General features: G+C 58.5%; 22 protein-coding genes. 4 read left to right on the forward strand and 18 right to left on the reverse strand.

What is annotated here, in order from left to right; translation table 11 throughout:
- The 7 genes from B2W96_RS02100 to B2W96_RS02130 form a co-directional block, all read right to left on the reverse strand.
- Positions 1-756 (reverse strand): L7Ae/L30e/S12e/Gadd45 family ribosomal protein (locus tag B2W96_RS02100; RefSeq protein ID WP_293008076.1); only part of this gene is annotated, 756 nt, incomplete at its 3' end.
- Positions 749-1024 (reverse strand): RNase P modulator RnpM, encoded by a 276-nt coding sequence (gene rnpM, locus B2W96_RS02105; RefSeq protein WP_293008078.1) that lies wholly within the window; start codon positions 1022-1024, stop codon positions 749-751. The genes rnpM and B2W96_RS02100, both read right to left, overlap by 8 nt.
- A gap of 24 nt (positions 1025-1048) precedes the next feature.
- On the reverse strand, positions 1049-2218 hold the full coding sequence (nusA, locus tag B2W96_RS02110) for a transcription termination factor NusA (protein ID WP_293008080.1): 1170 nt from the start codon (positions 2216-2218) through the stop codon (positions 1049-1051).
- 88 nt (positions 2219-2306) lie between these two features.
- Positions 2307-2771: a ribosome maturation factor RimP gene (gene rimP, locus B2W96_RS02115; RefSeq protein WP_293008082.1), complete on the reverse strand. Its 465-nt coding sequence runs from the start codon at positions 2769-2771 to the stop codon at positions 2307-2309.
- A 323-nt stretch (positions 2772-3094) separates the two neighbouring features.
- The gene (locus B2W96_RS02120; RefSeq protein ID WP_293008084.1) at positions 3095-3913 is read right to left on the reverse strand and encodes a metal ABC transporter permease; all 819 of its coding nucleotides are present in this window, start codon (positions 3911-3913) and stop codon (positions 3095-3097) included.
- On the reverse strand, positions 3913-4626 hold the full coding sequence (locus B2W96_RS02125; RefSeq protein WP_293008086.1) for a metal ABC transporter ATP-binding protein: 714 nt from the start codon (positions 4624-4626) through the stop codon (positions 3913-3915). The genes B2W96_RS02120 and B2W96_RS02125 overlap by 1 nt, the downstream gene beginning before the upstream one ends.
- Positions 4613-5035, reverse strand: a complete 423-nt coding sequence (locus B2W96_RS02130) for a Fur family transcriptional regulator (protein ID WP_293008088.1) — start codon at positions 5033-5035, stop codon at positions 4613-4615. Before B2W96_RS02130 ends, B2W96_RS02125 begins: the two co-directional genes overlap by 14 nt.
- A gap of 208 nt (positions 5036-5243) precedes the next feature.
- On the opposite strand from B2W96_RS02130, the gene B2W96_RS02135 reads away from it, so the two are divergent.
- Positions 5244-6161 carry a nucleotidyltransferase family protein gene (locus B2W96_RS02135; protein ID WP_293008090.1) on the forward strand — a complete coding sequence of 306 codons (918 nt, stop codon included), beginning with the start codon at positions 5244-5246 and terminating at the stop codon, positions 6159-6161.
- A gap of 77 nt (positions 6162-6238) precedes the next feature.
- Here B2W96_RS02135 and B2W96_RS02140 read toward each other — a convergent pair whose 3' ends face one another.
- The 11 genes from B2W96_RS02140 to B2W96_RS02190 form a co-directional block, all read right to left on the reverse strand.
- Positions 6239-6487 (reverse strand): carbon storage regulator, encoded by a 249-nt coding sequence (locus tag B2W96_RS02140; protein ID WP_293008091.1) that lies wholly within the window; start codon positions 6485-6487, stop codon positions 6239-6241.
- Positions 6481-6930, reverse strand: a complete 450-nt coding sequence (fliW, locus tag B2W96_RS02145; protein WP_293008093.1) for a flagellar assembly protein FliW — start codon at positions 6928-6930, stop codon at positions 6481-6483. The genes B2W96_RS02140 and fliW overlap by 7 nt, the downstream gene beginning before the upstream one ends.
- A 26-nt stretch (positions 6931-6956) precedes the next feature.
- Positions 6957-7568: a DUF6470 family protein gene (locus tag B2W96_RS02150; RefSeq protein ID WP_293008095.1), complete on the reverse strand. Its 612-nt coding sequence runs from the start codon at positions 7566-7568 to the stop codon at positions 6957-6959.
- 65 nt (positions 7569-7633) lie between these two features.
- Positions 7634-8680: a hypothetical protein gene (locus B2W96_RS02155; RefSeq protein ID WP_293008097.1), complete on the reverse strand. Its 1047-nt coding sequence runs from the start codon at positions 8678-8680 to the stop codon at positions 7634-7636.
- Positions 8681-8695: 15 nt separating this feature from the next.
- Complete coding sequence (locus B2W96_RS02160; RefSeq protein ID WP_293008099.1) at positions 8696-10603, reverse strand: flagellar hook-associated protein FlgK; 1908 nt, start codon at positions 10601-10603, stop codon at positions 8696-8698.
- 32 nt (positions 10604-10635) lie between these two features.
- Positions 10636-11112 (reverse strand): flagellar export chaperone FlgN, encoded by a 477-nt coding sequence (flgN, locus tag B2W96_RS02165; protein WP_293008101.1) that lies wholly within the window; start codon positions 11110-11112, stop codon positions 10636-10638.
- 3 nt (positions 11113-11115) lie between these two features.
- A complete protein-coding gene (locus B2W96_RS02170) occupies positions 11116-11436 on the reverse strand; it encodes a flagellar biosynthesis anti-sigma factor FlgM (protein WP_293008103.1) in 321 nt (106 codons plus the stop codon).
- Positions 11437-11711: 275 nt separating this feature from the next.
- Entirely contained in the window at positions 11712-12764 is a 1053-nt protein-coding gene (locus B2W96_RS02175; protein WP_293008105.1) for a protein-glutamate methylesterase/protein-glutamine glutaminase, read from the reverse strand.
- 43 nt (positions 12765-12807) lie between these two features.
- Positions 12808-13653 carry a CheR family methyltransferase gene (locus B2W96_RS02180; protein ID WP_293008107.1) on the reverse strand — a complete coding sequence of 282 codons (846 nt, stop codon included), beginning with the start codon at positions 13651-13653 and terminating at the stop codon, positions 12808-12810.
- 2 nt (positions 13654-13655) lie between these two features.
- Complete coding sequence (locus tag B2W96_RS02185; RefSeq protein WP_293008109.1) at positions 13656-14123, reverse strand: chemotaxis protein CheW; 468 nt, start codon at positions 14121-14123, stop codon at positions 13656-13658.
- A gap of 37 nt (positions 14124-14160) precedes the next feature.
- Positions 14161-16272, reverse strand: coding sequence for a chemotaxis protein CheA (locus tag B2W96_RS02190; protein ID WP_293008111.1), 2112 nt, complete (start codon positions 16270-16272; stop codon positions 14161-14163).
- A 268-nt stretch (positions 16273-16540) separates the two neighbouring features.
- On the opposite strand from B2W96_RS02190, the gene B2W96_RS02195 reads away from it, so the two are divergent.
- The 3 genes from B2W96_RS02195 to B2W96_RS02205 are packed head-to-tail and all read left to right on the forward strand — an operon-like array spanning position 16541 to position 18904.
- On the forward strand, positions 16541-17989 hold the full coding sequence (locus tag B2W96_RS02195) for a hypothetical protein (protein ID WP_293008113.1): 1449 nt from the start codon (positions 16541-16543) through the stop codon (positions 17987-17989).
- Positions 17976-18305, forward strand: a complete 330-nt coding sequence (locus B2W96_RS02200; protein ID WP_293008115.1) for an EscU/YscU/HrcU family type III secretion system export apparatus switch protein — start codon at positions 17976-17978, stop codon at positions 18303-18305. The genes B2W96_RS02195 and B2W96_RS02200 overlap by 14 nt, the downstream gene beginning before the upstream one ends.
- Positions 18305-18904 carry a PilZ domain-containing protein gene (locus B2W96_RS02205; protein WP_293008117.1) on the forward strand — a complete coding sequence of 200 codons (600 nt, stop codon included), beginning with the start codon at positions 18305-18307 and terminating at the stop codon, positions 18902-18904. Before B2W96_RS02200 ends, B2W96_RS02205 begins: the two co-directional genes overlap by 1 nt.
- Positions 18905-18949: the final 45 nt, after the last annotated feature.

Raw genomic sequence — 18949 nt, forward strand, 5'->3', positions numbered from 1 at the left:
GGGTGCGCCCGGTTTGCCGTAAGGCTTGCGGTCCCCGCTGGGTGTATACGGCTTATCGTAAGGCTTGCGGTCCCCGCTGGGTGCGCCCGGTTTGCCGTAAGGCTTCCGGTCCCCGCTGGGTGCGCCCGGTTTGCCGTAAGGCTTCCGGTCTCCGCTGGGTGCACCCGGTCTGCCGTAGGGCTTCCTGTCTCCGCCTGCTTCATTCCGCTCAAAGGGCTTTCTTCCAAAGCTTTTTCCCGCAGGTGGCTTGCCACCGCCCCGGGCTTGGCGCAAAGACCGCGCCGGTGCCGTTGGCTCCGGCGGCTTCTCCGCCGCTTTTGCCTCGCCGGGTTTGCGTTTTTTACCCCGGCGGAGGTTCTTTTCGTGAAGCGCCTCCTCTGTTTTACGCAGAGACGCCCGCTGTGCCTTGACCTCCAGCCGGTTTGCTGCGTCGCCGTAGGTTTCCGCATCCTCGTCCGCCAATCGGCGGGCAATCGCGGATGCAAAGCCCACGTCGGTCACGCCCATAATGGCACACTCGCCCCGGCCCATGGCCTGCCCCAGCTCCTCCTTGGTAAAAGGAAGCCGAAGTTTCATGCACTGGCCCATCTCCGAGAAGTGGTCGGCCCGCCGTGCGGTATTTTCCGCCGCGTCGGACGCCAGCAGCAGCAAGCGCACTTCCCGTGCCCGGGCGGCGGCCTCCACTGGCTCTTCGCCCACCTCCAGCAGCCCGGCTCGCTTGCAAAGGCCCAGCGTAGACAGTAATTCTTTATTCATCGGCTTCTCCCAACTGACGCTCCATGGCGTCATATACCTCCGGGGGAATCTGGGCCTCAAAGGCCCGCTCCAGCGCCCGGGACTTGCGCGCTTTGCGCAGGCACTCCACATCCCGGCACACATATGCGCCGCGGCCGGGCTTGCGGCCCTTATCGTCCAGGCTGACCCCCCCCTCAGGGGACTTGACCACCCGGATCAACGCCTTTTTATCTTTCATCTCTCGACAGCCCACACACTGCCGCTGCGGAATTTTTTTCACCTTCGGCATGGCGTTTCCCCCGTTTCCGCGCGCTTATTCCGCGTCGTCCGCGGGCAAGTCGTCCTCTGCGGGCTTTTCGCCTGCGGGGGCGCTCTCTTCCGCCGCTTCCTCCCGGAAGCTCTCGGGCTTGATGTCAATTTTATAGCCGGTAAGCCGGGCCGCCAGCCGGGCGTTCTGCCCCTCCTTGCCGATGGCCAGAGACAGTTGATCGTCCGGCACCAGCACACGGCAGGCCTTGCCCTCGTCCGCCATCCAAACATCCACCACGTCGGCGGGCGCCAGTGCGGCGGCGATAAACTCTGCCGGGTCCTCGCTGTACTTCACAATGTCGATTTTCTCGCCCCGCAGCTCCGCCACGATGCTCTCCACCCGCTGGCCCTTGGGGCCCACGCAGGCGCCGATGGGGTCCACGTTGTCCTCGTTGGACCAGACGGCCATCTTCGTGCGGCTGCCCGCCTCCCGGGCGATGGAGCGAACCTCCACGATTCCGTCGAAAATCTCGGGAACCTCCAGTTCAAACAGGCGCTTGACAAGGCCCGGATGCGTCCGGGAAATCAACACCTGAGGACCCCGGGTGGACCGACGGACCTCCACCACGTAGACCTTGACGTGCATTCCCTCCACCAGCTCCTCGCCGGGAACCTGTTCGCCGGACATCAAAAGCGCCTCGGTAGACTCGATCCCGGTGCCGATGCGCAAAGAGACATTTCCGTTTCTTGGGTCCAGCCGGGTGACCACACCGGTGAGAATTTCGTGCTGCTTGGAGTTGAACTCCTCGTACACCATGCCCCGCTCGGCCTCCCGCAAGCCCTGAATAATCACCTGCTTGCCGTTGCCGGCGGCGATGCGGCCAAAGTCCGTGTTGTTCACGGCGACATTGATCACGTCGCCGATCTCGTACTTGGCGGAAAGCTTTTTGGCCTCCTCCAAGGGCACTTCGTTGAAGGGGTCCACGTAGTCTTCCTCGTCCACCACGTTCTTCTGGACAAACATCTGAAGCGTCCGGTGCTCCACATCCACGTCCACGATCACGTTATCCACCTGATCCTTGCAATCCCGTTTATAGGCGGTGATCAGCGCCTGGACAATTTTCTCCAGCATAAAGGACTGGGGGATGTTCCGCTCCTTTTCAATCATCTCAAGCGCGGTGAAAATCTCGTCGCAATTCATGCCGACGAGCTCCTTCTGCTTCTTGCCTCTCATTGCCTGTACTCCTTTTATGATATGATACGTCTTCTTCGTCTGTTTTATTTTGCAGCAAAAAATCCGCGCGCCCGGCGGCGGCGCCTTTTCAGGAGAACTCCACCCGCAATCGCACCAGCGCGGTGTCCGCCTTTTCAAAGGTCGTCTCATTGTCGCCGATGCGCACGGTGACAGCCCCGGTCCCCTCGTCGTAGCCCGCAAGCGTCCCTGCAAATTCCTTCCGCCCATCCCGGTTGCGATACAGCCGGACGGCGACGGGGCTTCCCATAAAGCGCACGAAGTCGCCGGGCCGTTTCAGCGCCCGCTCCGCGCCGGCTGAGCCGACCTCCAGCGTATAGCTCCCCTCAATAGGGTCCGCCTCGTCCAGCAAATCCGAAACCTTGCGGGAAATGGCCTCGCAGTCCAGAATGTCCACGCCGCCCTCTTTATCCAGCAAAACCCGGAGATACCAAGTCCCCGCCTCTTTCACGTATTCCACATCCCAGATAGTACAGCCCCGCTCCGCAGCCACGGGGGCCGCCAGCTCGGCGGTGAGCTCTGCAATCTTTTTCATGGAAACGCCTTCCTTTCATGCCGTCAGCTTCAGGAAAAGCCTTCGGTCTTTTCAAATTCCGGCCCCTTAAAAAGGCCGACAAAAAAAGCGGACACAAGGTCCACTCCACACAACTACCATCTCTACTTTGATTAGAATAGCACGCTTTTACACCAAAATCAAGTGTTTTCTTGGAATTTGCAAAGAAAAGCCGTTAAAAAATAAATAAAAACCGGAGCGGGCTTCCCGCCCCGGTTTCATTTACAAAAATTCAATTCAAGTCACTGAAGCCGCCATTTCCCACAGGGGTTTTCGGCGGCAGTCCGCAGGCACGCGGCTGCGGTTCAGCTCCTTTTTCGCAGGCGTTCCACCGCGCAGGCCACAAGGAAAACCAGCAGGTTCGCCGTCACCACCGTGGCTCCCACCGGCGTGGATTTCACATAGGAAACCGTCAGCCCCGTGCAAAAGCAGAGCACGGCGGTCGTCCCCGCGCACAGCACCACGCCTCGGAAGCTGCGAAACAGCCGCATCGCCGTCAGCGCCGGAAAGATCACCAGAGACGAGATGAGCATGGCGCCCATCATCCGCATCCCCAGCACAATGGTCAGAGCCGTGAGGATGGACAAAAGCGTGTTATACAGCTCCACCCGCATCCCGGTGGCCCGGGCAAAATTCTCATCGAAGGTGATGGCGAACAGCCGGTGGTAAAACAGCACGAACAGCGCCAGCACCGCCGCGCACACCGCCGCCGCCAGCAAAACGTCCGTCTCCGTCATGGCAAGAACGCTGCCAAACATGTAATTATCCACATCGGTGGTCATGCCCGTGGTGAGGGAGATGACCATGATGCCGATGGCAAGGGCGGACGCGCTCACCACAGCGATGGCCGCGTCGCTGCCCATGCGGCTGCCCGAGTTTGCAAGCCGCAGCAGAAAAAATGCCGAAAGAATCACCACGGGAATGGAGAAGTACAGCGGCGTGACCCCAAGGGCCACCGCCACCGCCAGCGCACCGAAAGACACATGGCTCAGGCCGTCTCCGATCATGGAGTACCGCTTGAGCACCAACGGCACGCCCAAAAGCGCAGCGCAAAGGCTTACCAATATGCCTGCTACCAGCGCCCGGCGCATAAAGGGCCATGCAAGCATTTCCATCAGTTCCATTACTGCTCCCCCTTTCGGAAGCGACAGCCCTCCGGAGAGCGGAGATAGTCCTCCACCGTCCCGTAAAACCAGCTATTCCTGCCGATGTGCAGCACCGTCCGGGCGTTTTCCAGCGCGGAGCGCAGGTCGTGGGTCACCATGACCACCGCCATGCCCTCTTTTTCGTTGAGATAGCGCAGGGTTTTGTAAAGATCCTGCGCGGCAGCAGGGTCCAGCCCCGTCACCGGCTCGTCCAAAATCAAAAGCCGCCCGGCGGCGCACAGTGCCCGGGCCAGCAATGCCCTTTGCTGCTGGCCGCCGGAGAGGTCCCGGTAGCACCGGTCCTTCAGTTCCAGAATCCCCAGCTTTCCGATGGCCTGAATGGCCGTGGTCTTTTGGGCAGCCGTGTAAAAAAAGCCAACTCCCTTCTGATTTAAGAAGCCGGAGAGCACCACCTCGTATACGGTAGCGGGAAAGTCCCGCTGGGCGCGGGTCTGCTGGGGAAGATACCCAATCGCGCCATTTTTCAGCTCCACCGCCCGGTCAATGCTCCCCTCCATGGGGTTAATGAGGCCCAGCAGCCCTTTCATCAGCGTGGATTTGCCCGAGCCGTTATCCCCCACCACACAGAGGTAATCTCCCGCCGAAACGGTGAGGTTCAGCCCCGAGAGCACCGCCCGGCCCTCGTAGCCCAGCGCCGTATTCCGGCATACAAGCAGCTCATTTTTCTCCATGGACTTGCTCCTTCTCCGCGCAGGCTTCGCACAAGCCGGTGAACAGGGTCCGCCGGTGGTCCACCACAAAATGATGCTCCTTTTGCAGATGTCGGTACAGCGGCTGCAAATGCGTGCAGTCCAGATGGGCAATCCGCCCGCAGGACTCGCATTTTAAAAGCAGACAGTCCTGCTTTTCCTCCCCCGAATGGTGCGTACAGTATTGAAAGTAAGCGCCTTCCTCGGTGTTAATCTTATGAACCCGGCCCATGGCCGCCAGCTTTTCCGTCTGGCGGTACACCGTGGCAAGACCCACCGGCTCCCCAAGGCGGCGCAGCTCCGCCGCCAAATCCGCGGCGGACATAGGCGTGCTTTTCCGGGCCTCCAGGCAGTTTAAAATTGCCTGCTGCTGTTTTGTGGAATAGGCCATATGCGGCCTCCTTTTTCAAGAATGATAATCATTTTCATATTATAGGCCGGAACGGAAAATTGTCAAGGAAAATCGTTTAGCGGTTGCAAAGGGCGGCGCAACAGTGTATGGTAAGGGCAGGGCCACAGCACGCGGCCCGCATATTACGTGAAATTACGCCGAGGCGCGTCCCGTTTCCCGGGCGGCGCGGCGGACGTATGGAGGGTTTATGAAGGCAGCACTGGTAATCATGGCGGCAGGGCTTGGCTCCCGGTACGGCGGAAACAAGCAGGTGGACGGCATCGGCCCCAACAACGAAATTTTGATGGAATATTCCGTGTACGACGCGCTGAGGGCGGGCTTTGGCAAGGTGGTGTTCATCATCAAGCCGGAGATGGAGCCGCTGATGGAGCGCATCTGCGGCGAATATCTTCGCCGCCGCACCGCAAAGGACGGTTCCCCCGTGGAAGTGTCCTACGCGTTTCAGGATTTTTCTTCCGTTCCGGACTTTTACCGGATTCCCTCGGAGAGGACCAAGCCCTTCGGCACGGTTCACGCGCTTTTGTGCGCAGAGGCGTTTATTCAAGAGCCGTTTTGCGTGATCAACGCTGATGATTATTACGGAATTGACGCTTACCGTGCCATGTACGAGCAGCTCACAGCGTTATCTCCCGAAGGCCACGGGGCCATGGTGGGCTATTTTCTGAAAAATACCGCCAGTCTCCACGGGACGGTTTCCCGGGGCGTATGCGACGTGGAAAACGGGAAGCTTCTCTCCGTGCGGGAGGCATTGAAAATCCAGCTCTATCCCGACGGAACGCTGCGGGATCTGGCGGAGGACATCTCCCTCTCGCCGGACACGGTGGTATCCATGAACTTCTGGGGCTTCACCCCTTGGATCTTCGCCCCCATGCGGGCCTATTTTGAAAACTTTCTCCGCACGGAAGCCGGCGCCGACCTGAAAAAAGAGTGCCTTCTACCCTTGATGGTTGGCAGTCAGCTCGAGGGCGGCGGACTGGAAATCTCCGTGCTTCACTCTGCCGACCGCTGGTTCGGCATGACCTACCGGGAGGACCGGGAGCGGGTGGCGGAGGAGCTGAAAGCTCTTCACGCCGCAGGGGCATACCCCCCCTCCTTGAAGGACTGATTGGAGACGAGGGGCAAAACTCCATCAACGATTCCTTAAACAAACGCGCCCCGGCTGATCGGCCGGGGCGCGTTTTCTTATTTCTTCGTCTCTGGGCCGCCCTGCCTTGGCAGCAACTCCAAAAGCGAGAGAGGAGATACCTCCTCCCGGGCCGCCTCCTTGTTGGCGTCCATGGCGCCCCGCAGCTCGTTTCGCAGGATGGTCAGGCTTTTGGGCGCACTGATGGCAAGCCGAACCCGTCCGCCGGTTTCCACGGAAACCACCGTCACCTCGATTTCGTCTCCAATCAGCACGGACTCTCCGGGCTTTCTCTGCAATATCAGCATGACGGCAGCCCCTCCCGAAACTCCGACAGGCGGTGGCGCATCTCATAGCCGCCGTCCTCCAGAATTACCTGCATGGCGGTTCCGGTATCCTCGTTCACCGCCACCGGGCATTTCAGGTTCACCGTACTCTCGGATACGGGCTGGCGCACCACGCACAGCACGTAAATGCTCAGCTCCTCGCTTTGGGTCACGCCCATGGCCTTCAGCTCCGCCGGGCGCAGCCTCGGTGCATAGTCCGGCTTCAAAGAGAAGGGGTTCATCGCCACAAAGGCGAGGCCCGGCGTGGTCACGCTCTGAAAGCACAGCAGCGTTCCGTCGCTGTCGGCAAAGGGAAGAAGAAGAAACTGTGTCTCTTCTTCAAAGCCGAACAGTCCGTCCCGGAAATAGAGCACATCCCCGGCTTCATAGGCGATCCGCCCAAAATATTTTGTTGTGATTTCCATGGGAGGCTTCCTTTCTTTCGCGCGTGTCAGGCTTCCACGTCAACGGGTGTGTAATTTGGATCTGACGAGGGCGGCACATATAGCGCCCCTCCCACGTATTTAATTACAACGTCCGGCTGCTGTGTCACCTCGAACTGAATGTCCCCGGGCGTAAACTCGAAGTTCCCCTGCCGGCTGCGCCAGTCAAAGTTCACCTTGTCCATCTCGTAGCGGATGTTTATCTCGCCCTTGTCCCAGGAAATGTCCGCTCCCTGCGTGGGAAGAAACGCAAGCCCCACGTTGGTTTTCAGGTTCCGCGTCTGTGCCTCGGCGGCAAATTTCGTCACCATTTCCTCGCCGATTTTGGCCTGAAGCAAAAGCTGACCCTGCCGGGCATAGGTGGCGGTCGCCTCATAGGCGGCCTGCTTTCCGGCCTGAGCGTTGTCTCTCATGCGAGTGGCCAGCGTAGGTGTGACAGAATTACGCGCCTCAAATGTATCCAGATTCACGCGAATGGGCTTGCTCCGAATGCTCAGACCGCCCTCGTTCCGGGTAATCTCCATATCCACCGTGGCGCGGCTGTACTCCAGCTTTGCGTCCGTGACCCGCATCTCAAGCTCAATAGGTACCGATTTGATCTCGATTAGTGGATAGGTCATTGCCTTCACTCCTTTTTAACCTTTTAAAGCATGTCGGGCGCGCTCCAGTACCCCTCCCATGCCTGTTAATTCATATAGTCGATCAATGATTGGGACAGAATGCCGTTGCCAACCTTCAGCGCCGCGTTATAGCAATACTGCGCCCAGGAAAAATCCGTGATGGCGTTGGCCAGATCAATCTGCTCGATGCCCAGAATTTGCTCGTTGAGATTGGTGGACAGCAGAGACAGGCGGTTGCTGCTGGTTTCAAGATAGGTGGTGCGCCCGTCCAGCGCGGTCCACTGGTTGGTGATTTCGTCAATGCCGTCCTTCAGCTTCTCCGTCAGGCGGGTGGCGTCCTCCTTGTCCTGATCTGAGGCCCATGCACCGGTATCCGCGTCGCAGCGCTTGAAAATTTCGGACAACTTGTTCATGACGGAGGCCATATTCTTGGGGTCGCCGTCGTCATCCACGCCGTAGCCCACAAAGTTCAGGCCACTCAGCGCCCCATTAAAGGCGCTGGTAGAAACCAGCTTTCCGTCCACCTCCGTGAGGCCGCTGCCAATGTCCACATAGCTCTCCTCGCCGGCCATGGCTTTTAGCTGTTCGTACTCGTCGGTTCCCTCCTCCGCGTCCACCCGAACGCCCCGGTAGATCAGGACATTTTCTCCGTTGATTTCCTCCATTTTGAAGGGTGCTTCACCCAGAGAGTCTTTTCCCCCGAAAATAAACGAAGACCCATACTGAGAGTTCAAAATCTGGACAATGGACTCCGCCGCGCTGCCGATTACCTCGCCCAACGGCTGGCGGCCCGAGGCGTTGGCGTCGTTCAATCCAGCCAGAGCGGAGATTTTTGCCTGCCCGTCCGCAAGGTCGCTCTTGATGCTGCTCAGCGCGTCGCAGGCGGCGGAGAATTTGCTGTTCAGGCTTTGGGTACTCTGTAATTGGGAGCTGACTCGGGAAAAGGAGCGGCGCAGCTTGAATGCCTGTGTGGCCGCCGCCGGGTCCTCCGCGTAGCTGGTGTAGTTGCTCTGGGTCAGAACCTTGTTCCGCGCATTATCAAGCGTGGCAGAGGAGCGCGTCAGGCTGGTTCGATATCCCCGCAGCGTTCCGTTTGTTGTCACACGAATCATTTTAAATCCCCTCCTTTATCGACCGACTACGCCGGTCCCGTTAATCAGCTTGTCCAGAACCTCGTCAAGCGTCGTCATCATGCGGCAGGCGGCGGCATAGGACTTCTGATACTGCATCATGTTCATGGCCTCATCGTTGAGGTCCACGCCGGAAACGCTGTCCCGGCTCGTCTCCAGCCCCGTGGCGGAAACGGCATAGTTGTTCAGCAAAGTCGTGGTGCTCTTCACATCGTCTGCCAGCGTTCGCTCAATGTTGGTGAACATCCCCTCAAAGGTCCCTCGGAAAAACGGCTTGCCGGTGGAGCTGCTCCCACCGGGCTTATATTCCTGCGTCCCGTCAAACTCCGCAAGGATATGGACGATGTTCTGGTTATCGCTGCTGCCCACGGTGGTTTTTCCCTCCAGCGCTTCAAACGAGTTTTGCAGGAAACCGGGGCTGAGACTCCAGCTTGAAGAGATGGAGATGTTTGCGGCGGTAATTCCGGTGGCATCATCGCTGGTGCCGCTTTTGCTGAACAGGTTTCCGCCCATCAGCTTCGCCTTGTCGGTAAACGCCGCCCCCTGGTCGGCAATCATCTCTTTCAAAGTGTCATAGGTATTCCCGTTCATGGTATATGTTCCGTTGGCATTCTTGGTGGCAAGAACATCTCCCGAGGTTCCATCCAGAATATTGCCCTGCTTGTCCCGCAGGTAGCCGGTGTTGGCTTCGTTCATCACCTCAGCAAATTTCTGCGCCAGAGAATTCAGCGAATTTTCGTAATAGGGGATGCCCCGCTTGGTGGCGGCGGCCGAATCCGCCCCCGTCATGTCCGCAGTGGCAAATTCCCCCGCCTCGGTCAAAAGCTCACGCCTTGCCTGTAATCCGCCGTACAGCTCGGTATCTCCAAACTGGTACGCCTCGGATATGCTGCCGTCCTTTTCCTTTAAAACGTTGTTATTGCGGTCCTTCAACTCCGAGACGGTGATTGCATAGGGCAGCTTGGCCGCATCGGTTTCCACGTCGGTCGGCATTCCATTCACATCAATGTAGGGGGTCGTAACAGGGGGGATTGCATTGGGGTCATAGTCTGGGTTTTTTTGAACGCCCTCTCCCACGGAAAGCTGCCCCACATAGGCGCCGTCCACCAGTGTGGTCTGGGGTCCGCCGTTAACCTTGGCGGTTTTAATCACCAGCTTATCCACGGTCTTTCCCGCGCCCACGCTCACCGGCTCGTAGGTCACGTCAATCTTCATGTATCCGGACAGCTCGTCAATCAGCAGGTTCCGCTGATCCCGCAGTTCCAGCGAATTGTCGCCGTACAGCTCGCTCTTTTGAATGTTCTCATTCAGAGACTGGATGCTTTTGAGAATGTCGTTAACAGCGTCTGTGTCATTCTCCAAGCCGTCTACCTGATCTTCCTTTACCCCGGCAATCCGCTCCGCATAGCTGCGCATAATCCCCACCAGCGAATCGGCGGAGGTGCGCACCAGAGAAAGCATTTCCTCCTCCGTGGTCTGGTCACCGGTCAGCTTTGCCAGCATTTCCCGCAGATCCAGGAACTGCGCGGCCAGAATGCCCTCGCCCTCCTCGCCGGTGTCGCCTGTGCCCACCTCGTCCAAGATCGCGGACAGATCCTCCAGACCGCCAAGCTTGGTGTCCATGGCGCCCACGCTGGAGTTCTCATTGCGGAAACGGATGTCCAGATAGGGGTCCCGGAATTGGGACATGCCCGTTATCAGAACGCCGGACCCGCTGGCTCCGCCGAAAGCAGAGGCATAACGGTCCACTCCGTCCACCCGCAGGCTCACCTGATCCACCCTCTGACGGGTATAGCCGGTGGTATTGATGTTGGAAATATTGTGTCCCGTCACTTCCAGGGCTTTTTGCGACGCATAAATGCCCAGACGCGCGGTGGTAAACGCTCCAAAGGTTGTTGACAGCATGTTGCTTTCCTCTCTTTCACCGGTGGGCCGGGTCAGGCTCTGAAGTCCGTCCTCATGCGGGGCGGAAGCTCGGGAGACGCTTCCTGATAGCCCGCGGCGGATACGGCGTCAGGGTCCTCCGCCTGAATCATCTTTTCAATCTGGTGCAGGTTGCACTCCAACGTGTCCCGCGCCACCTCATACGCCCCGCGAAACAGCGCATATTGGCGGCAAAGCTGCTCCACGGTCTGCTTTGTCTCCTCATAGTCCTGCGCGGGCGCGTGGTCCATCAGGCTGCGCAGCGGCACGCCTTCAAGACCCAGTGACCGCAGCGCGGCCTCCCGCTTCTGGTCGTGGGACCGCATGGTCAAAGACAGCGCCTGCTCTCGCTTCAAGCACTCGTTCAATCCGTCCAGATCATCCGTGCGGACAAACTCCGTCTTCTCCTGCTCCACGCGGGTAATCTCATCCAGCGTGTTGCCCAGCGCTTTTAAAAATGCAAGATATTCCTGAAAATCATTTCTATTCATAGCTTATCTCTCCAGCAGCATGGCCTTGGCAATAGAGACGGGGTCCAACTGGTAGGTGCCGCTTTGGATCTGCTGGCGCACCTGCTGAACGCCGCCAATGCTGGAGGAGGCGCGAACATCCCGCACAAGGCGGGCCGCCAGCTCCTTTTGAAACAGGGACCCGCCGGAGGACGCCCCGGAAATATCGACCTGATCGAATGCGCCGCCGGACTCTCGCCCTTTTTCGGTGCCCCGAACAATTTTTGCGCTTTGCAGATTCTGCGCCGCAGACACCGTCTGCGCGTACGCCGCCGTTCCGGCGGCCTCGTTGACTATCCTCATCATGCGGCATTTCCTCCGTTTTCTGCAAGTCCCTCCCTGATTCAGGGAAGCAGCCTGTAACTGGTTTCAGCACATTTCGGGGCGGCGCCGCGCACTGCGGCACACTCCCCTATATCTACCTTTTATTTCGGCAGTTATGTTGAAAACATAAGACAGTAATTCAAAAAAAGTGTGAAACCTTTATTTTTTATAGATATTTTATAAATTTGCACGAGGGACCTTCGGCTTGCCGAAGGTCCCTCGTTTCTCAATTGATCTATGACCGCGCCGGCTGATGCTCACAGCTCCCGCAGGCGGCGAAGCAGTACGCCCGCAATGTTTTCGGATGACGCCTGCGTTTGCACCGCGCCGATGTCAAAGGCCACCATGGGCATTCCGTACACCACGGAGGACTCTTTATCCTGCCCAATGGTATAGGCCCCCGCCTTTCGCATGGCCAACAGCCCGTCCGCGCCGTCGCGGCCCATGCCTGTCATGATAATGCCCACCATGGAGCCTTTCACGTTCTCAGCCATGGAGTGGAACAGCACGTCCACCGACGGGCGGTGTCCGCTGACCTTCTCTCCCGGCTTACAGGCCACCCGATACCGGCTTCCCGACCGCAGCACGCGGCACTGAAAGTCCGCTGGGGCCACCAGTGCTAGCCCGCGGTGCAGCTCATCGCCATCCACGGCCTCCCGCACCTCCATGGCGCAGATTCTATCCAGCCGCTCGGCGTACATCTTTGTAAAGCCCGGGGGCATATGCTGCACGATGACCATAGGGGGAATGTCCGATGGAAGGCGGCGCAGCACCTCAAGCGTGGCCTCCGTCCCGCCGGTGGAGGCTCCCAGTCCGATTACCGCGCCATCCAGAATGGGCCGCGGACCAAGCGGGGCCGTGGGCTCCGCCGTGACCTCCGCCCGCGCGGCCCGCGCCGGGCGGCCTGGACGAACCTTTGCATAGGCCGACACCACGATTTTCTGGGCCAGCGTGTTGATAAATTCCGCCTTGCTCTGGGTTCCGTCCGGCTTGCGGACAAAATCTACCGCCCCGGCATCCAGCGCGTCAAACACCCGCAGGTTCAGAGACGACACCAGAATCACCGGTACCCGATAAGCCGGAAGCAGCTTGCGAATCAGCTCGATACCGCCCATTCCCGGCATTTCAACGTCCATGGTAATCACGTCCGGACGAAGCTCTCCCACCTTTTGCAGTGCGTCCGCCGCGTCCACGGCAAAGCCCGCAATCTGAATGTTCGACTTTGCGGAAAGCCCGCTGATGAGATAGCTCCGCGCCACGGCGGAATCGTCCACCACCATCACACGAATTACGTTTCCCGACATTGCCATAGTGTCTCTCCTTTCCCGCGTCAGGTTTTATCCTTTGAATTCCCTAGCGCTTCTGGAAAGTGGCCGGTGCCAGATAGCGATATCCGGGATTGCGGCCCATCGTCTCCGAATGGCCGATTAAAAGGTATCCGCCGGGCTCCGTCGCCTCGCAAAAGCGGGCAAGCAGATCGTCCTTTGTTTGCTGATTAAAATAAATCATCACGTTGCGGCAGAAAATCACATCAAATTTCAGCCGGAAACGAATGGGGTCCATCAGGTTGAAGGTACGGAAAATCACATTGTCCCGAATGACGGGGGCCACCTGATACTGCCCTTCCTCCGCAGAGGGAACAAAAAATTTGGATTTCCATGCCCCGGGAATGGTATCCGGCAGGGCATATACCCCCTTTTGCGCCTTGTCCAGCGCCTGCTGGGAGATATCGGTGGCCAGCACCCGGGTATCCCAGTGGGCGGCCTCCGGTCCCAAAAAGTCCTTGACGTACATGGAAATAGTATAAGGCTCCTCGCCGGAGGCGCAGCCCGCGCTCCATATGGAGAGCATCCGCTGGCCCTGACGGCGCTTTACCACATCGGGCAAAATGGTGTTGCGAAAAAAGTTAAAATGCTCCTGCTCACGCATGAAAAACGTGTAGTTGGTGGTAAGCTTGTTGATGACAAGCTCGATATCGCCGGGGTCCTGCTTTTCAAGCACCTGATCGATAAACGGGCCGAAGCCGGAATACCCCTTCGCCTTTACCGTGTAGGAAAGCCGCCCGGAAATCAGTTGCCGCTTTTTGCTCAGGTCGATTCCGTAGTGCTGCTGGATAAAACTCACCAGCCGCCGGAAGTCCCCGTCGCTGATTTCCATGGGAGCAAAGGTGGATGCCGCGTTCTTCTGCTCTTCCCCCATATTCAGTGCTCCAGCAGTGCCGCCGCGTCCAGCTCCAGCATGGTCCCGCCGTCAGGCAGGGAGCTCATGCCGCACATCAGCTTCTGCCCGTTGGTGGAAGGCATGGGCAGCAGTGAGCTGCGGGGCAGCTTCACCATCTGGTCCACCCGGTCCACCAAAACGCCCAGCTGCATTCCGTTGATATTCAGCACAATCACGGACTGCTCGTCGGCGGCGGGCTTGCCCAGCCGCAGACGGATACTGATGACGGGAACTACTTCGCCCCGCAGGTTGATAATGCCGCACACATAGTTTGGCAGCATGGGCAGCGGCGTGATGCTCTGATTGATCAGGGCCTCCACCACGCAGTCCACCCGGATACCCACCCGCAGCAAATCGCACTGAAACACCAGAAACTGATCCATTTCCTCTGTCAGAGCCGCCCGGGCGGAGGTTCCGTCCTCCATGAAACTCATCACTTGGTTATTCATATTTTCATAACCCTCTCTTTCTGCATCGACGCCGCGCTCACTGGACGGCCGAGTAGAGGTTGGCCACGTCCAGAATTACGCTGATATTTCCGTCGCCCAGAATTGTGCAGCCGGTGATGCCGTGTTGCTTAACATTAAAGGTGTTAATATAATTGGGCAGCGGCTTCACCACCACCTGCTGCTCACCCATCAGCTCGTCCACAAACAGGCAGTAGGTGCACTCGCCGGACTCCACCCACATCAAAATCCCGTCTTCGATTTCGTCGCAGCCTGTGCTCAGGCCGTATGCGTCCTTCACCCGGATGACAGAATAGAAATTGTTCATCACCTTCACCATCTCGCCGTGGGCCGCGTCGTGGATGATATCCGCGCCGCTCATCTTGAAGGACTGGCGGATGTTGTTGATGGGAATGGTGAAAATGGAGGAGCCAACGGAAACTTCCATTCCGTCCAGAATGGCCATGGTCAGGGGGATTTTCAGCGTGGCGGTCATGCCCTTGCCGGGCTCGCTGGTCAGAACCACGGCGCCGCCCACTTCCTCCACATTTTTCTTCACCACGTCCATCCCGACGCCCCGGCCGGAAAACTCCGTCACCTCCGTGTTGGTGGAAAAGCCGGGCATCAGAAGGAAGTTGATAATCTCCTTGGAGCTGTATTCCGCATCAGGGCTTGCAAGGCCCGCGTCCACGGCCTTTTTCAAAACCCGGTCATAATCCACGCCCCGGCCATCGTCCTTGACCTGAATGATGACTTCGCCGCCGGTATGGCTGGCGGAGAGAATGATTTCGCCCTCGGGGTCCTTGCCTGCGGCGATGCGCTCCTCCTCCGTCTCCTCGATGCCGTGGTCCATGGCGTTGCGGACAATGTGCATCAGGGGATCGCCGATGCCGTCCACGATGGTCTTGTCCACCTCCGTGTCCTCGCCCACCAGCGTCAGCCGCGCTCGCTTGCCCAGCTTTTTGCCCATATCCCGCACGATGCGCTGCATTTTTTGGAAGGTGCCCAGCACCGGAACCATCCGCAGCGACATGGAAACGTCCTGTAACTCATCGGTCAGCTTGCGGAGCTGCCGGGCGGACTTGGTGAAGTTGTCCAGCTTCATCCCCTTCAAATCGGGGGAGGCGGTGACCATAGACTCGGTGATGACGATTTCGCCCACCACGTCCATGAGCTGGTTGAGCTTACTGAGATTCACACTAATCAGGCTCTCCTTGGGATGGGCGCCGCCCGCCTGAGCGGGAACCGGCGCAGCCGCCGCGCTCTTGGCCGGGGAGGCTTCTTCCCGCGCCGTTTTCGGAGCGGAGGCAGCGCTCTTCTGCTCTGCATGCCGGGTGACTTCTGCGGCAGGGGCGGTTCGCTTCGCTTCCTCCTGCGCGGGAGCTCCCGGTCCGTCAAACGCCTGATAACCCCGGACAGAGCCGGAGCCCGACACCACATGGATGGCCCCTGCACGGTCCGCCGCCATGCGGAAAGAGAGCACAAAGCCCTGCGTGACAATCGTCTCTGTGGTGGAGGTATCCGTCTCCACGTCTGCAGGGGAGAAGGTAAAATTCTCTTCGCCGCAGATGCCGCGCAGCTCCGTCACCAGCATGAACGCCCGCAGGTTCTCCATGCCCGCGCCCTCGTCAAAGAACACCCGCAGCCCGTATGGGAAGCCGGTCTCCGTCCCGGTGGCGGGAACAGCGGCCGCTTCAACGGGGGGCGCGGAGTCGGCAGCCCCGCCACCTTCTGCTCCGTCCTGAATTTTAGTAATCAGACTATTAATTTTTTCAAGCAATTTGCCGATGTCATCAGATAGAGGCTGGCCGCTCTGGACCTTCTCCACCTCGCCGCGGAAAAAGTCGATGGCCGTGAACATCATGTCGAACAGCAGCCCGTGCTCCGCGTGGGGGATCACATCCATGGACCGCTCCCGAACGATGAAGAACATATCCTCGATCCGATGGGCCACTGTGGTCAGGGATTCGTATTCCATCATGGCGGAAGCGCCCTTGATGGTATGCATGATGCGGAAAATTTCGTTCACGTCGTTTTCCGTAAAGGTATCCGCCTGCTCCGCCGCCAGGACGATGCTGTCTAGCTGCTCCAGCAGGGTGTTTGTCTCGTAGAGATAAGTTTCCAGAATGCTTTCATTTCCGCCGTTGTCCATAAAAAAGCCGCCCCTCTCTTTTTCAAGGAAGGGGAGCACCGCCCCCCTTTCCAAATATTCAGCAATTCACCTGACATATCGTCCACTTTTGAGAAAAAGTTAACGCTTTATAAAAATAATTCCAAAAGTCATTTTTCGCGTATCCGCAAAGAACGACAGGTTTCCTGTTTTTCCATTATAATGTCTTCCGCGTCCCGCGTCAACGAATTGCCTTGAAATTTGTTGCATATTTGTGAAATTTTTGAAGTAACGAAACGGAGCTGAACCTATGCCGGAAATTATGAACGTCACCAATCCCGTCCCCGCACGGGAGCCAGCCGCCGCCAACCGTTCCATTCCCAACACGGCCTATGACCCCGGCATTCAGAACGTCCCCAACCCGGGGCGCGTCAACCGGTCGGACTCTAACAGCGGCCAGCAGCACGCCGCCGGAGAGGAGTCCGGCTCCCTCCCTCTGCGGTATGACTCCAACTTTCAGGCCTTTCTTCAGCGGGTGTCCGAAAGCGGCGACAGCATCTCCGCCGACCTGCTTCGGGCGCTGACGGGAGGCACTAGGACCACTGTGTCCTCCGGTCTGCGGGCGGGAAGCGCGGGGGACCTGTCGCAGATTCTGGACCTGCTGCGGATGAACGAAGGAGAGTTTTTGCGGTTTCTTCAGGACCAGTCGGTTTCCGCAAGCCGCTTTGGCGGCGCGTTTTTTGCCGCGCTGCGAAGCGCCTACCGCGCTGCGGACTCTCAAAGCCTGCGAAGCGACATTTTGCAGTTTCTCAAACAGTACGGGGACTTTTCCTCTACGGCCCACATTGAGGACAACCTGCTCCGGGGCCTGAACCGAATTGTCTCTTCTCTGCCCCGAAGCTGGGGCGCGCAGGTGTCGGATTTTACCGGACAGCTTCAAAACAGTATGCTGGCCGGGGACCGGGCCGGGGCGCTGAAGCTTTTGCAGGGCCAGATCATTCCGTATCTGTCCGACTATATCTCCCGCTCCCACGACATGGGCCGGGTTCGCTCCGCCCTGTCCATGCTGACGCTGGACATCGCCCGGTATGAAAGCGGCTCACAGGAGGGAATGCTTCAGGCGCTGCGCCGCCTGTTTGACCATCCGTCTCTGCGGGGCTCCCTTGGGGACCTGCGGGGGTCGGAGGACGCGGCGCTGCTTCGGATGCTGAAAAACACGCCCTTCGAGCGCACAGGGAGGAACAATCCCTTTGCCGACCGGCTGGCTTCCGCCGCGGATATGGCCCTGCGCGGCTCCGCCGGCGTGGAAGCGCAGGAGCGGTTTGGGGCCATGGTTGCGTCCATGCTTGTGAACGAAAGTGTCTATATGCCCTTAAATCATTTCATTCTCCCGCTTGTATGGAATGAAAGAATGATGTATTCTGAGATATGGGTAGACCCGGACGCAGACAGGGACGACCGGCCACAGGAAGACGAGGCGCGCACACTGCGCTTTCTTCTGAAGGCGGATGTGGAACCTCTGGGCCTGTTCGACATCGTGATCACCAGCCGGGGAAGCTCCGTGGATTTGGCGGTGCGCTGCCCCGATTCTGTGGCCCCGTTTTCCGACGTCATCCGTGCCTCCTTAAGCGGCATTCTGGCAGACAACGGCTTTTCCGCCGGAATCGTAGACGTGGAAAAAATGGTCAAGCCCTTGACTGTGTCGGAAATTTTTCCTAAAATCTTTAGTGGAAAGGACAGTGTCAATGTCAGAGCCTGAAAGAAAAAGACCCGCCGGCAAGGCGGTGGCGCTGCAATACGGGTCCAATGCAGCCCCTGTGGTGGTGGCCTCGGGCATGGGATATCTGGCAGAGAAAATTGTGGAAGTGGCGGCCGACAGCGGCGTCCCCGTCTACGAGGACAATTCTCTGGCCACCATGCTCTCCCAGTTGGAACTGGGGAAGGAGATTCCCCCGTCTCTTTATCAGGCCATTGTAGACATCTACGTGTACTTTCTGGAGTTTGACCCCCGGCAGCCCGACAAACCGAGGCGACGCCGCACACCGTCTCTCGCCCCAGAAAAGGAGGCTGAATGATGCCCGAATATTTTGATCGCTATATGCTCTCCGACAGCCAGAACGAGCCGCTGGCCCACGCCCGTCTTGTAACTCCGCCGGAACAGAAGCCCTGGCGGCTCCGGCTGGAGGAAAGCGATCTCCCCGAGGTGCTGGAGCATGAAATTATCAACCTGATCTCCATGGACGCGAGCCGTCCCAACATGATCGGGATTATTCTCTCCACCGACCATGCATACATGATTGAAGTGAATCCGCTGAACGAAGCGGGGGAAAGTCCGCGACAGAATCTGCGGGTTCCCGTCCGGTTTGAAAGCTTTGTCTATCCCGTCAGCGGCGCGTGGACGGGGCGACTGCCCATCGTGTGCCACGATTTGAGCTGCGGCGGAATTGCCTTTTTCTGCAACTTTCCCCTCAATCTCTCCGAGATTGTGGAGGTGGTGGTTCCCATCACCTCCCAGCCTTTGATTCTGCGCACGCAGATTCTGCGTTTGCGGCCCTCCAACTCCAATATCCCACTATACGCCGCAAAATTTGTGGATTTGATTCACGACGAAGAAGTTTTGCTGCGGGAGACTGTTTTTTCCCAGCAGATTACAAACCGCGACGCGCGGAAATAACACCGTCTTAGAAAAAGACACTTTAAAGATACAGACCCAGATACA

Source organism: Oscillibacter sp. UBA6647, from assembly GCA_002455655.1.
In the GTDB taxonomy this organism is placed as follows: domain Bacteria; phylum Bacillota; class Clostridia; order Oscillospirales; family Oscillospiraceae; genus Oscillibacter.

What these genes read in the sequence shown, in the direction of transcription:
- fliW (WP_293008093.1), bottom strand. Translation starts at nt 6,930, where the DNA reads ATGGAAATCACAACAAAATATTTTGGGCGGATCGCCTATGAAGCCGGG.
- B2W96_RS02150 (WP_293008095.1), bottom strand. Translation starts at nt 7,568, where the DNA reads ATGACCTATCCACTAATCGAGATCAAATCGGTACCTATTGAGCTTGAG.
- rimP (WP_293008082.1), bottom strand. Translation starts at nt 2,771, where the DNA reads ATGAAAAAGATTGCAGAGCTCACCGCCGAGCTGGCGGCCCCCGTGGCT.
- B2W96_RS02155 (WP_293008097.1), bottom strand. Translation starts at nt 8,680, where the DNA reads ATGATTCGTGTGACAACAAACGGAACGCTGCGGGGATATCGAACCAGC.
- B2W96_RS02195 (WP_293008113.1), top strand. Translation starts at nt 16,541, where the DNA reads ATGCCGGAAATTATGAACGTCACCAATCCCGTCCCCGCACGGGAGCCA.
- B2W96_RS02130 (WP_293008088.1), bottom strand. Translation starts at nt 5,035, where the DNA reads ATGGCCTATTCCACAAAACAGCAGCAGGCAATTTTAAACTGCCTGGAG.
- B2W96_RS02200 (WP_293008115.1), top strand. Translation starts at nt 17,976, where the DNA reads ATGTCAGAGCCTGAAAGAAAAAGACCCGCCGGCAAGGCGGTGGCGCTG.
- rnpM (WP_293008078.1), bottom strand. Translation starts at nt 1,024, where the DNA reads ATGCCGAAGGTGAAAAAAATTCCGCAGCGGCAGTGTGTGGGCTGTCGA.
- B2W96_RS02175 (WP_293008105.1), bottom strand. Translation starts at nt 12,764, where the DNA reads ATGGCAATGTCGGGAAACGTAATTCGTGTGATGGTGGTGGACGATTCC.
- B2W96_RS02135 (WP_293008090.1), top strand. Translation starts at nt 5,244, where the DNA reads ATGAAGGCAGCACTGGTAATCATGGCGGCAGGGCTTGGCTCCCGGTAC.
- B2W96_RS02125 (WP_293008086.1), bottom strand. Translation starts at nt 4,626, where the DNA reads ATGGAGAAAAATGAGCTGCTTGTATGCCGGAATACGGCGCTGGGCTAC.
- B2W96_RS02190 (WP_293008111.1), bottom strand. Translation starts at nt 16,272, where the DNA reads ATGGACAACGGCGGAAATGAAAGCATTCTGGAAACTTATCTCTACGAG.
- B2W96_RS02205 (WP_293008117.1), top strand. Translation starts at nt 18,305, where the DNA reads ATGCCCGAATATTTTGATCGCTATATGCTCTCCGACAGCCAGAACGAG.
- nusA (WP_293008080.1), bottom strand. Translation starts at nt 2,218, where the DNA reads ATGAGAGGCAAGAAGCAGAAGGAGCTCGTCGGCATGAATTGCGACGAG.
- B2W96_RS02170 (WP_293008103.1), bottom strand. Translation starts at nt 11,436, where the DNA reads ATGATGAGGATAGTCAACGAGGCCGCCGGAACGGCGGCGTACGCGCAG.
- B2W96_RS02140 (WP_293008091.1), bottom strand. Translation starts at nt 6,487, where the DNA reads ATGCTGATATTGCAGAGAAAGCCCGGAGAGTCCGTGCTGATTGGAGAC.
- B2W96_RS02180 (WP_293008107.1), bottom strand. Translation starts at nt 13,653, where the DNA reads ATGGGGGAAGAGCAGAAGAACGCGGCATCCACCTTTGCTCCCATGGAA.
- B2W96_RS02185 (WP_293008109.1), bottom strand. Translation starts at nt 14,123, where the DNA reads ATGAATAACCAAGTGATGAGTTTCATGGAGGACGGAACCTCCGCCCGG.
- B2W96_RS02160 (WP_293008099.1), bottom strand. Translation starts at nt 10,603, where the DNA reads ATGCTGTCAACAACCTTTGGAGCGTTTACCACCGCGCGTCTGGGCATT.
- flgN (WP_293008101.1), bottom strand. Translation starts at nt 11,112, where the DNA reads ATGAATAGAAATGATTTTCAGGAATATCTTGCATTTTTAAAAGCGCTG.
- B2W96_RS02120 (WP_293008084.1), bottom strand. Translation starts at nt 3,913, where the DNA reads ATGGAACTGATGGAAATGCTTGCATGGCCCTTTATGCGCCGGGCGCTG.